Source organism: Pseudomonas sp. SW-3 (genome assembly GCF_016615645.1).
Classification (GTDB): Bacteria; Pseudomonadota; Gammaproteobacteria; order Pseudomonadales; family Pseudomonadaceae; genus Aquipseudomonas; species Aquipseudomonas mandelii.
On the sequence record NZ_CP067098.1, the window covers coordinates 2332751 to 2345316 of the forward strand.

10 protein-coding genes are annotated in these 12566 nt (G+C 58.0%); 3 read left to right on the forward strand and 7 right to left on the reverse strand.

Going from position 1 to position 12566, the window contains the following annotated elements; translation table 11 throughout:
- Positions 1 to 31: 31 nt before the first annotated feature.
- The gene (locus tag JIO00_RS10380) at positions 32 to 1195 is read right to left on the reverse strand and encodes an isovaleryl-CoA dehydrogenase (RefSeq protein WP_200668137.1); all 1164 of its coding nucleotides are present in this window, start codon (positions 1193 to 1195) and stop codon (positions 32 to 34) included.
- Between the two features lie 293 nt (positions 1196 to 1488).
- Here JIO00_RS10380 and JIO00_RS10385 point away from each other — a divergent pair, with 293 nt between their 5' ends.
- Positions 1489 to 3186, forward strand: coding sequence for an AMP-binding protein (locus tag JIO00_RS10385; protein ID WP_200668138.1), 1698 nt, complete (start codon positions 1489 to 1491; stop codon positions 3184 to 3186).
- A gap of 611 nt (positions 3187 to 3797) precedes the next feature.
- Here JIO00_RS10385 and JIO00_RS10390 read toward each other — a convergent pair.
- The 3 genes from JIO00_RS10390 to JIO00_RS10400 form a co-directional block, all read right to left on the reverse strand.
- Positions 3798 to 4697, reverse strand: a complete 900-nt coding sequence (locus JIO00_RS10390; protein WP_200668139.1) for a hydroxymethylglutaryl-CoA lyase — start codon at positions 4695 to 4697, stop codon at positions 3798 to 3800.
- Positions 4698 to 4845: 148 nt separating this feature from the next.
- Positions 4846 to 5247 carry a MerR family transcriptional regulator gene (locus tag JIO00_RS10395; protein ID WP_010458788.1) on the reverse strand — a complete coding sequence of 134 codons (402 nt, stop codon included), beginning with the start codon at positions 5245 to 5247 and terminating at the stop codon, positions 4846 to 4848.
- Positions 5248 to 5450: 203 nt separating this feature from the next.
- Positions 5451 to 6380, reverse strand: coding sequence for a LysR family transcriptional regulator (locus JIO00_RS10400; protein ID WP_008148497.1), 930 nt, complete (start codon positions 6378 to 6380; stop codon positions 5451 to 5453).
- 153 nt (positions 6381 to 6533) lie between these two features.
- Here JIO00_RS10400 and JIO00_RS10405 point away from each other — a divergent pair, with 153 nt between their 5' ends.
- Positions 6534 to 7763 carry an acyl-CoA dehydrogenase gene (locus tag JIO00_RS10405; protein WP_077749762.1) on the forward strand — a complete coding sequence of 410 codons (1230 nt, stop codon included), beginning with the start codon at positions 6534 to 6536 and terminating at the stop codon, positions 7761 to 7763.
- Between the two features lie 70 nt (positions 7764 to 7833).
- Here the strand turns inward: JIO00_RS10405 and JIO00_RS10410 are convergent, their stop codons facing one another.
- The 3 genes from JIO00_RS10410 to xthA form a co-directional block, all read right to left on the reverse strand.
- Positions 7834 to 9057 (reverse strand): hypothetical protein, encoded by a 1224-nt coding sequence (locus JIO00_RS10410; RefSeq protein WP_200668141.1) that lies wholly within the window; start codon positions 9055 to 9057, stop codon positions 7834 to 7836.
- Between the two features lie 140 nt (positions 9058 to 9197).
- Entirely contained in the window at positions 9198 to 10538 is a 1341-nt protein-coding gene (locus tag JIO00_RS10415) for a substrate-binding domain-containing protein (protein WP_083377180.1), read from the reverse strand.
- A gap of 193 nt (positions 10539 to 10731) precedes the next feature.
- Positions 10732 to 11544, reverse strand: a complete 813-nt coding sequence (xthA, locus tag JIO00_RS10420) for an exodeoxyribonuclease III (RefSeq protein WP_010458795.1) — start codon at positions 11542 to 11544, stop codon at positions 10732 to 10734.
- A gap of 333 nt (positions 11545 to 11877) precedes the next feature.
- On the opposite strand from xthA, the gene JIO00_RS10425 reads away from it, so the two are divergent.
- Complete coding sequence (locus JIO00_RS10425) at positions 11878 to 12528, forward strand: GNAT family N-acetyltransferase (protein WP_010458800.1); 651 nt, start codon at positions 11878 to 11880, stop codon at positions 12526 to 12528.
- The last annotated feature ends 38 nt before the right edge of the window (positions 12529 to 12566 follow it).

The following is a 12566-nucleotide window of genomic DNA, read 5'->3' on the forward strand; positions in this document are numbered from 1 at the left end:
CTTGAAACTTGCCGCCTGCCGCTGACGAAATTTATTTCGTTTCGTTGAACAGTTCGCGACCGATCAGCATGCGACGGATCTCACTGGTGCCAGCGCCGATTTCGTACAGCTTGGCGTCACGCAGCAGACGACCGGCCGGGAATTCGTTGATGTAGCCGTTGCCGCCAAGAATCTGGATCGCGTCGAGGGCCATTTGCGTGGCGCGTTCGGCGCTGTAGAGGATCACGCCGGCGGCGTCCTTGCGGGTGGTTTCGCCACGCTCGCAGGCTTGGGCCACGGCATACAGATAAGCGCGGCTGGCATTGAGTTGGGTATACATGTCGGCGACTTTGCCCTGGATCAGCTGGAACTCACCGATGCTTTGGCCGAACTGCTTGCGGTCGTGGATGTAGGGAACGATCAGGTCCATGCAGGCCTGCATGATCCCGGTCGGGCCGCCGGACAGCACGACGCGTTCGTAGTCGAGGCCGCTCATCAGCACTTTCACGCCGCCGTTGAGCACGCCGAGGATGTTTTCTTCCGGCACTTCGACGTCATCGAAGAACAGCTCGCAGGTGTTGGAACCGCGCATGCCGAGCTTGTCGAATTTATTGCTGCGGCTGAAGCCTTTCGAATCACGTTCGACGATGAACGCGGTAATGCCGTGGGGGCCTTTTTCCAGGTCGGTCTTGGCGTAGATCACGTAAGTGTTGGCGTCGGGGCCGTTGGTGATCCAGGTCTTGCTGCCGTTGAGCACGTAGCGATCGCCACGTTTGTCGGCACGCAGCTTCATCGACACCACGTCGGAACCGGCATTCGGTTCGCTCATGGCCAGGGCGCCAATGTGTTCGCCGCTGATCAGCTTCGGCAGGTACTTGGTTTTCTGTTCGTGATTGCCGTTGCGGTTGATCTGGTTGACGCAGAGGTTGGAGTGCGCGCCGTAGGACAAGGCGACTGACGCTGAGCCGCGACTGATTTCTTCCATGGCGACCACGTGGGCCAGGTAGCCCAGGCCAGCACCGCCATATTCTTCCGCGACGGTAATGCCCAGCAGGCCCATGTCGCCGAATTTGCGCCACAGGTCAGCCGGGAACAGGTTGTCGATGTCGATCTGAGCGGCGCGCGGGGCGATCTCTTTGGCGACGAAGGACTGAACCTGATCGCGCAGCATGTCGATGGTTTCACCGAGGGCAAAGTTCAGGGATGGGTAGCTCATGGGTCACCTTTTGGCTTTTTTGTCGGTTAGTGAGGCCGTCAATTGGCTCTCACCTTTACGTTAACGTAAGCCTGTGACGAATGGCTGTCAATCACCCTTTACGTTAACGTCAACTTGAGCGACAGTAGGGCCAGTTCAAGATCGAACAGCGGCAAATCCTGTAGGAGCGAAGCGTGCCCGCGAAAGCGTCAGATCAGTCGACTTCAGTGTTGAATGTACTGGCTTCTTCGCGAGCACGCTTCGCTCCTGCAGGTTGGGTCGCCCACCCGCAAATAAAGACAATAGGGGTCGTCATGGATCAACCCAGTGCAAGCCCGCAGCGCAGCTATACCCGTGGTTCCCAGGAAAAAGCCTTACTGGCTATGACCATCGGTCAAGCATTCGACAACACCGTCGCGCAATACCCGGCCGGGGAGGCGCTGGTCGTGCGCCATCAACAGTTGCGCTACACCTGGCAGCAACTGGCCGAGGCTGTCGACCTGCACGCCAGAGCTCTGTTGGCGCTGGGCTTGCAGACCGGTGACCGCCTCGGTATCTGGGCACCGAATTGCGCGCAGTGGTGCATCAGCCAATTTGCCAGCGCGAAAATCGGTGTGATCCTGGTCAACATCAACCCGGCCTACCGCAGCTCCGAACTTGAATACGTGTTGAAGCAATCCGGCTGCCAATGGCTGGTCTGCGCCGGTGCGTTCAAGACCTCCGACTACCACGGGATGCTGCAGGGCCTGGTGCCTGAGCTGGCGGAGCAATCCATCGGAAAGCTGCACAGCGAACGCCTGCCAGACTTGCGCGGCGTCATCAGTCTGGATGCACAACCCCCGTCGGGCTTCCTGCCGTGGTCGCAACTGGGCGATCTCGCCGCCAGCGTGTCCGCCGAACAATTGCGTGAGCGCCAGGACAGCCTGCATTTCGATCAGGCGGTGAACATCCAGTACACCTCCGGCACCACCGGTTTCCCGAAAGGCGCGACCCTCAGTCACTACAACATTCTCAACAACGGGTACATGGTCGGCGAAAGCCTCGGGCTGACGGCCCATGACCGCCTGGTGATCCCGGTGCCGTTGTATCACTGCTTCGGCATGGTCATGGGCAATCTCGGCTGCATCACCCACGGCAGCACCATGATCTACCCCAACGATGCGTTCGACCCGCTGCTGACCCTGACCACGGTGGCCGAAGAAAAAGCCACTGCACTCTACGGCGTGCCGACCATGTTCATCGCCATGCTCGATCACCCGCAACGTGCCGACTTCGATCTGTCGAGCCTGCGCACCGGGATCATGGCCGGGGCGACCTGTCCGATCGAGGTCATGCGCCGGGTCATCAATGAAATGCACATGAGCGAAGTGCAGATTGCCTACGGCATGACGGAAACCAGCCCCGTGTCGTTGCAGACCGGTCCATCGGACGAGTTGGAACTGCGCGTCACCACCGTCGGCCGGACTCAGCCGCAGCTGGAAAGCAAGATCATCGACGAGGCCGGCAACCTGGTGCCGCGTGGCACCATCGGCGAACTCTGCACCCGCGGTTACAGCGTGATGCTCGGTTACTGGAACAACCCGCAAGGCACCGCTGAAGCCATCGATCAGGCGGGCTGGATGCACTCCGGCGACCTGGCGAGCATGAATGATGAGGGTTACGTGTGCATCGCCGGGCGCAACAAGGACATGATCATCCGCGGCGGTGAGAATGTTTACCCCCGTGAGCTGGAAGAGTTCTTTTTCACCCATCCGGCGGTGGCGGACGTGCAAGTGATCGGAATTCCGTGTTCGCGCTATGGCGAAGAGATTGTCGCCTGGATCAAATTCCACCCGGGCCACAGTGCGACAGAACAAGAGCTGCAAGCGTGGTGCAAGGAACGCATCGCGCACTTCAAGACGCCGCGTTACTTCAAGTTCGTGGAAGAGTTTCCGATGACCGTGACCGGCAAGATCCAGAAATTCCGGATGCGCGAGATCAGTATCGAGGAATTGCGCGAAAAGCAGGTCTGACAAATTCGCCCTTGTGGGAGCCAGCAGGCTGGCTCTCACAAGGGACGGTGGTGAAAACCTGGATTGCAGAAAGCACAAAGGGGAGCCGAGGCTCCCCTTTAATTTTCGTCGCACGTGCTCTTTTTTTATTATTGAGGGGCGGTCTGTTGTTGTTTTTAGTGACCGTGACCCTTTACCGCTGTTTTTGTCGATCCCCATCCGGGATCAAGAGCAAACGTATTTTTTTGAGCGCTGATCTACTTTTTCGCTGAGCGATCCAACCAGTTCGGGAGCTACCTGAAGGTAGTTTTATTGTTCTCTGCCCGGTTGCGGGTTACTCCGAAAAGCACCCTGAAAAGCACATCCTCTCCAAAAAAATCTGTTAGCTGCGTCTCTGCCGTGTTGTTTTTGTTATGTCAGAGTCGTTACGTCTTATTTTTATTGGGTTTGCCGCTTTTTTTGTTCTTGTTATGCAGTAGAGATAGCAGAAGCCGTGCCAACTTTAAAAAATCCTTACAAATCAACTATTTAACTTTTTGTGAGATTTTTCCTTCGGATGAAACCAGACAATTTGTTTCCGTGTTACTCGCTTGTGCCCCACGTTTCAGACACAGCGGTAACACCCGCACGCCTCACTGTGCGCTGCGAGCCCTTGCTACGCGCGAACCGGTCGGTCGCCCCAGCACGGAGCAAATCTGCTGGCCGGCCAAAATCAGAGCGTCCAGATCAATGCCGGTCTCAATACCGAGGCCGTTGAGCAGGTAAACCACGTCTTCGGTGGCGACGTTACCGCTGGCGCCCTTGGCGTAAGGGCAGCCGCCGAGACCGGCGATGGAGCTGTCGAACACCGCGATACCCTCCAGCAGGCTGGCATAGATGTTGGCCATGGCCTGGCCATAAGTGTCGTGGAAGTGCCCGGCCAGTTTTTCACGCGGCACTTGGGCCGAAACCACCTCGAACATCTTGCGGGTCGCGCCGGCGGTGCCGGTGCCGATGGTGTCACCCAGGGAGACTTCATAGCAGCCCATCGCGTAAAGCTCGCGGGCGACGTGGGCGACTTGTTCGGGAGCGACGTTACCTTCGTAAGGACAGCCCAGCACGCAGGACACGTAACCACGCACGCTGACGCCGTGTTGCCTGGCCGCATCCATGATCGGCACGAAGCGCGCCAGGCTTTCGCTGATCGAGCAATTGATGTTGCGTTGCGAAAACGCTTCGGAGGCCGCGGCGAACACCGCGACTTCCTTGACCCCGGCCGCGATTGCATCCTCAAACCCGCGCAGGTTGGGGGTGAGTGCGCCATAGGTCACACCCGGTTTGCGCTGGATTTGCGCAAAGACGTCGGCGGAGCCGGCCATTTGCGGCACCCACTTGGGTGAAACGAAACTGCCGACTTCGATATAGCCAAGGCCCGCAGCGGTCAGCGCGTCGACCAGTTGCACCTTGTCCGCAACGCTGATGGGTTGGGCTTCGTTCTGCAGGCCATCACGGGGACCGACTTCGACCAAACGTACATGAGAGGGTAGGGACATGGGAATCGACCTGCTGTAATTGTCTGAATGTTCAGCGAATCCCGTAGGAGCGAAGCTTGCTCGCGAACGCGGTATGTCATTCAACGTTGGTGTCGACTGATGTGACGCTTTCGCGAGCAAGCTTCGCTCCTACAAGTATCCGGAATGTTTATTGAGCGGGTTGCTGGCTCTTGATCGTCTGCTCCAGCGCCTGGGTGCAGCGCTCCTGCGCGGTGTCCAGTTCCAGTTTCATCTGCTCGATGTCGAGCATCTGCTGCTCCAGCTGTTCGCGGCGCTCGGCGATCTTGCTCAGCATGGTTTGCAGCTGTTTCTGGTTGCCGCCGGTGGGGTCGTAAAGTTCGATCAGCTCGCGGCATTCAGCCAAGGAAAAGCCAATGCGCTTGCCCCGCAGGATCAGCTTCAGACTGACCTTGTCACGGGGCGTATACACGCGTTCCTGGCCACGGCGCTCCGGGCTGAGCAGGCCTTGCTCTTCATAGAAGCGAATGGCCCGGGTGGTGATGTCGAGCTCGCGGGCGAGGTCTGAAATGCTATAGGTCTGGCTGCTCATGGAAGCGCTCGAAGAAGGTCATGGCGCTAAGCTAATGGCAGGTTGACGTTTACGTCAAGGGGCGTGAATTGTTGGTGTCCTTGCTGGCCTCTTTGCGAGCAGGCTCGCTCCCACATTGCATCTGCAAGGAACACAACATCTGTGTGTGCAGAGATCCCTGTGGGAGCGAGGCTTGCCCGCGAACGATAACGCGGTCCAAAGCCTTACACCTTATCGAGCTTCTTCTCATGCGCCGTCACTTGCTGGCACAACTCGATCATCTGTTCGCGCATCCAGCGGTTGGCCGGGTCCTGGTCAGTGCTTTCGTGCCAGTAGAGGTGCGTTTCCACCGGCGGCACGTCGTTGACCGGCAGGTTCACCGAATACAGGTCATGACGACGGGCGAAGCGCTCCGGCACGGTCATGACCATGTCGGTCTGCTGCAACACCTGGGACGCCATCAGATAATGCTGGGAGCGCAGGGCAATCTTGCGCTGGATGCCCATTTTCCCCAGGGCCAGGTCGACGTGACCCAGACCGCTGCGGCGGCTGGAAATATGAATGTGCGTCAGCGACAGATAATCATCGAGGGTGAATTTCTCCTTGCCCGCCAGCGGATGGCCCTTGCGCATGGCGCAGACGTAGCGGTCTTCCATCAACTTGACGTGACGCACCTGCGGGTCAGTGTTGAGTGGCGCATCCACGGCGAAATCGAGACGCCCGGCCGCCAGTTCCTTGGTGGTCTCGCGGCGCTTGGACAGAAAGCTTTCGATGATCACCGTCGGCGCCAGGCGGCGCAGGCGCTGGAACAGCGGTGGCAGAATCACCGCTTCGGTCAGGTCGGTCATGCTGATGCGATACGTCTTGACCGCTTGCAGCGGGTTGAAAATCCGGCTTTCCTGCACCGACACCCGCAGCAGGGAGAGGGCGTTACGCACCGGTCCGATGATGTTTTGCGCCATCGGTGTCGGCACCATGCCTTGCGCCGTACGCACGAACAATGGGTCGTTGAAGGTCTCGCGCAGGCGGGCCAGAGCGTTCGAGACGGCTGGCTGAGTAATGCCGACAATCTGCCCGGCTCGGGTCAAATTGGCTTCGGTGTAGATCGCGTCGAAGACGATGAAAAGGTTGAGGTCGACCTTGCTCAGATTCATTGCGCTGCACTCTTATTGTTGGTTCTCAATCAGCCGATCATATATCGGTGATGAATGTTAATACACGCCGAGAATAGGCTAGGTAAATTATCAACGCTGTTCTAGCATCGATGCATGACCTAAAACAACCTCTGCCCAAGAAGGTAATTGCTCATGGATTTCGCTTATTCGCCCAAGGTTCAGGAACTGCGTGAGCGCGTGACCGCGTTCATGGACACTTACGTTTATCCCGCCGAAGCCGTGTTCGAGCGCCAGGTCGCCGAAGGCGATCGCTGGCAGCCGACCGCGATCATGGAAGAGCTCAAACTCAAGGCCAAGGCCGAAGGGTTGTGGAATCTGTTTCTGCCTGAGTCCGAACTCGGTGCCGGCCTGACCAACCTCGAATACGCGCCATTGGCGGAAATCATGGGCCGCTCGCTGCTCGGTCCTGAGCCCTTCAACTGCTCCGCACCGGATACCGGCAACATGGAAGTTCTGGTGCGTTACGCCAACGAAGAACAGAAACAACGCTGGCTCGAACCGCTGCTGCGCGGCGAGATCCGCTCCGCGTTCGCCATGACCGAACCGGACGTTGCTTCATCCGACGCCACCAACATGGCTGCCCGCGCTGTGCGTGACGGCGACGAGTGGGTGATCAACGGTAAAAAGTGGTGGACCTCAGGCGCCTGCGACCCGCGCTGCAAGATTCTGATCTTCATGGGCCTGAGCAATCCTGACGCGCCACGCCACGCCCAGCACTCGATGATTCTGGTGCCGGTGGATGCCCCGGGTGTGAAGATCGTTCGTCCGTTGCCGGTGTTCGGCTACGACGACGCGCCTCACGGCCACGCCGAAGTGCTGTTTGAAAACGTTCGCGTGCCGTATGAAAACGTCCTGCTGGGCGAGGGACGCGGCTTCGAAATCGCCCAGGGTCGCCTTGGCCCTGGCCGGATTCACCACTGCATGCGCTCGATCGGCATGGCCGAGCGTGCGCTGGAGTTGATGTGCAAACGTGCAGTGAGCCGCACCGCGTTCGGTAAACCGTTGGCACGCCTGGGCGGCAACATCGACAAGATCGCCGACTCGCGGATGGAAATCGACATGGCACGCCTGCTGACATTGAAAGCGGCGTACATGATGGACACCGTCGGTAACAAGGTGGCGAAGAGCGAGATCGCGCAGATCAAAGTCGTCGCGCCGAACGTGGCCCTGCGGGTGATCGATCGGGCCATCCAGATGCATGGCGGGGCAGGGGTTTCCAACGATTTCCCGCTGGCCTATATGTATGCGATGCAACGCACCCTGCGCCTGGCCGATGGCCCGGACGAAGTGCACCGCGCGGCAATCGGCAAGTTCGAGATCGGCAAGTACGTGCCGAAAGAGATGATGCGTAGCGGGCACTGACGAAGCCTTGGAACGCCAGCAGATTTGGTTTGACTGCTGGCGTCCAAGCTGCGGTCATCGAGAAGTTGTGTCAGCCCTGAACTCCGCAGACTACAGACATTCGCGCATTTTCCCTTATGCCTGCAACGATGATTCTCCCACCGTTCTGGATGGCTACAGAATATGGGATTCCTGGCACGGATGATTTGATCCAGCCAGCGTTACCAAAGCCAGTGTCAAAAGTACCGTCAGACAACAATCGTCCCCAAAACATTGATGAAGGGAACCCGGGCGTCCAGCCTGCCACGACGATTTTTTTGTCGCTGGGCTGAATCGACAGTGCTCTCCAGCTCGCGTTTTGATGACCTAGCGCCGTAAGTACTTCATGACCTCCGTTAAATGTTGGGTCGGGCTTGCCGTTTGCGTCAAATCGCATCACCAGGGCATCGGAATGCCCCGTCATACCCACGCAAAGCAATTTACCGTCATCCTGAACGATCAACTCACCCAACTCGTGTCGGCCATCTACTGGGCCCAACCACACGTAACCATCGTCGCCAACACTCTTGTCGAGCGCTCCATCAATGTCAAACCGCGCCAACACAATTCGGGAGACGGAAGCGCTCACCGTGACGTAATTACCCCCAACAACGATCTTGCTGTCTGGTTGCACAACCACGTTAATCATTCGACTAAGGTGCTCGCCGAAGCTGACCTCGACTTTCCCTTGCTCGCCAAATTCGAGATCAGTCCCATCACTTCCATCGCCCAGGCCATCCTTTTTCAGTCGTGTCAGTTGACCCAAATTGCCGATACCCATTGCATCCGTCTTTTGGGTCAGGATGAGGATTTTGCCGTCGTGCTGCAGGCATCCCTCAGTCGAATCGTAATTTGAGGAAAACGCAGGAGAGGGCAACTGTATGGTGCCGAAAACAAGATCAGGGCTCCCACTATCATTCAGTCGTAAGACTGCCGGTGCTCCTGGTTTTCCTTGCTCAGTAAGAATATCGCCGATGACCAGAATCTTGCGCTCTTGAAGTATCAGTCGGCAGGGTTTGGATCTTCTGCCACTCTCAAATTGTCCTGTCACAATACCGTCGGTACCAAATGTAGTATCTCGATCGCCGTCGACGTGGTTCCTATGGATTTGAAATTCTCCGCCGTTCTCGATGGCGTAAGTCAGCATTCCGTTGTCCGATGAGACAATCGAATGAGCAATGGCGTTTGCAGGGCCAGTCACCGTGCCTAGAAAGCCGAAGGTTTCATCCCGGTCGCCAGATTTGAGTGGTGTTGGAGTTTGCGGGTCGGTTGGCATGTCATTATTCCTTTCAGGTGATAGACCCTCAACAAGGGGGTCACCATTCAGCAATAACTTTCGATAAAAAAAACCTGTAAGAAATGTCAGTATTAGTGTCTTTTCAGGCCAATTTAGTGACGAGGAAAAGCCTGCCCGCTTCAGTAAACCCAAACCTCTACCCGCCGATTCTTGATCCGCCCCTCATCCGCGCTATTCGCCGCCACCGGCATTTCGGCGCCAAAGCCGCGAATCTCGCGAAACACCACGCCGCTTTTCACCAGTTCCCGCCGCACCGCCATGGCCCGCAGTTTCGATAACAGATCGGCACGCGCCGGATCGCTCTTGGCATCACCAAATCCCACCAGCGTCACCTGCCGATTGGTTTTATCGTGCTGCTTTATATAGTCGAGCACCCGCGACAAGTCTTGTCGGGCCTTGTTGTCCAGCGTCGCGCTGCCTTCCTCGAAACGGAAATTCACCGACAGCCGCTGGGCGTGGCGACTTAGCGCCTGATATCCCTCGGGCATCAGTGCATTCGGCGTAACCGTCATGGCCTGGACGGTCTGCGCGATAAAACCATTGGCTGCGACGATTTCCTGCCCTTTGCTGCTTTGCGCGAACGCCACCAGCGCTTGTGCCCAAGGATTTTTCCCGGTGGGCGGCAGGTAAAAGAACAGTCGCCGGGACAGCGGATAGTCTTCCGTGGCAATAAGGTTGTTGAGCGGCAGCATGGCCTGGGATTGGCCATCGGCAATCGCCACGGCTTTGGCCTGGCGCACGTAGGGCAAACCGATAAAACCGATGCCTTGCCGATCCAGACTGACGGCGTCGGACAATTGCTCGCTGGATTCGAAGCGTTTCGCGGCGCTGTTGAGCGTTTTCCCGCGGCGGCTGAGGACCAATTCCTTGAAGGTGTCGTAGGTGCCCGATTGGTCATCCCGCGCATACAGGTGAATTGTCCCGCCGCTGCCACCGAGCTCTTCCCAGGTTTTTGCCTCACCGCTGAAAATTCGCGCCAATTGGTCGGTGCTGAGCTGGTTCAGCGGATTTTGCGGATGGAGGATGATCGCCAGCCCATCGATGGCGATGACTTGTTCGGCGCCGGGGCTTTTGAAGTCGCCCAGGGTTTTGAGCTCGACTCGTTCGCTGTCCTTGATCGGGCGTGACGAGGCGGCGAGGTCGGCGGATGCGGTTTTGAGGGCGCTGAACCCGGTGCTGGAACCATGAGCCGCGACGTCCACTATCACCCGTCGTCCCTGAACCGTTTCGCCGACGATACGTTGTTCGTTGGCTTTGTCCGGGACTTCACTGCGGACCTTGAGCAAGCCTTGTTCGCGCATCAGTCCTTCGACCAGCGCCGGCCCCAACGCGGCGCCGATGGTGTTGGAACCCTGGATGCGCAGGACGGGGCTGTTTTCGGGCGTCGGCAGATCGCCCGCTGAGGCGGTGAAGGGCAAACAGGCACACAGCGTCAACAGGAACGATCTGCACAGCGTCATGCCGGCACCTTGTTTGGCCAAAGGAAGTGCCGGGAGAATAAGTCAGTGAGATTTCTAAAAGATGACAGTCACTGGATGTGGGAGCGAGCCTGCTCGCGATGAGGGCTTAACAGTCAACACTTGTATTGAATGTAAGTCCGCTATCGCGAGCAGGCTCGCTCCCACAATTTGATCTGTGTAAAGCCTGGGGGAATCAGCTCAACTCAAGCCAGATCGGCGCATGATCCGATGGTTTTTCCATCCCACGCAGTTCGTAGTCCACTCCCGCATCCTTGACGCGCGGCAACAACCCATGGGACGCCATGATCAGGTCAATCCGCAGCCCGCGCTTGGGTTCGTCTTCAAAACCGCGGCTGCGGTAGTCGAACCAGCTGAAACGGTCGGCCACGTCCGGGTTCAAGTGACGGAAACTGTCGACCAAGCCCCAGTTCTTCAAGCGGGCCATCCACTCGCGTTCTTCCGGCAGGAAGCTGCATTTTCCGGTTTTCAGCCAGCGTTTCATGTTGTCCGGGCCGATGCCGATGTCGCAGTCTTCCGGAGAAATGTTCACGTCGCCCATCACCACCACTGGCTGTTCATTGCTGAACTGGCTTTCCAGCAACTGCTGCAGGTCGCCGTAGAAACGCTCCTTGGCCGGGAACTTGGTGGGGTGATCGCGGCTTTCGCCCTGTGGGAAATAGCCGTTCATGATGGTCACCGGCACGCCATTGGCGTCGGCGAACGTGCCCCAGATGAAGCGTCGTTGGGCCTCTTCGTCGTCGGTGGCGAAGCCTTTATGCAGGGCAATCGGTTCTTTACGCGAGAGCAGGGCGACGCCGTAATGGCCTTTCTGCCCGTGGAAATACACGTGATAACCCAGCGCCTGTACCTCGGCCAGCGGGAACTGGTCGTCGTGAACCTTGGTTTCCTGCAGCCCGATCACGTCCGGCTGGTGCTTGTCGATCAGCGCCGCCAGCTGATGCGGGCGAGCGCGCAGCCCGTTGATGTTGAAGGAGACGATCTTCATGGTCGGCAGTCCTGGCAAAAGGGCGATGCTAGCTGACCTATGGGAATCGGGCCAGTGTTGGGGTGAGGGGGATTCACTGTGTTCTGTCAGATCTGTATTGGCAGTCAGGGCCTCATCGCGGGCAAGCCACGCTCCTGCAAGGTTTTCGAGCGGACACAAATTTTGTGTACGCCACAGAACCTGTGGGCGCGTGGCTTGCCCGCGATGAGGCCCGTCCAGTCGATGAAGAGCCCGCCTTGGTCTATACCTGTGGGGGAACTGTATTGCCACCCAAAGGCTCGTACCAATAAGAGCGCCGCCATTTTGAGCAGCGCCCCGGGGAGATCTACCATTATGCCCGAAACCTCGACCGCCATTGCCGATATCCACATGCTCGACAGCGGCTACGCCCACGAAGCGCGCTCCCTGCTTTACCACGCTTACCGGCACGAACCGACCTTCGGCTATTTGTTCGAGGCCGAACGTCCCGGCTATGAGCATCGTGTGCGAGCGACCGTGCGGGAACTGGTCAAACAACACTTTCTTCAGGATCTGCCGGCCATCGGCCTGCTGGTCAACGACCGCCTGATCGGCATCGCCCTGATCGCTCCACCGCAACGTCGATTGGGTATCACCGAAAGCTGGGCCTGGCGCCTGCGTATGGTGCTCAGCGCCGGTTTCCGTTGTACCCGTCGTTACCTCGATTACCACGCTGCCGTTGCCGCTTGTGTGCCGTCCGACTCGGTGCATGTCCTGCCGTTGCTGGGGATTCACCCGCAGTTCCAGGGCAAACACTTCGGCGAGCAACTGCTGCAAGCGGTGCATAACTGGTGTGCCGTGGATGAAACCTCCCAGGGTGTGATTCTGGACACCGGGAATCCTCGTTATCTGGAGTTCTATAAGCGTCAGGGCTACGAGGAAATCGGCGAGGTAGCGGTAGGACCGATCCGCGAACACGTATTTTTCCACGCCAATCCCCAGGTGTTACAAACAGCAACGGCATAAACGTAAACTTTCGGTAGAACTTTCACTGCATGCCAGGC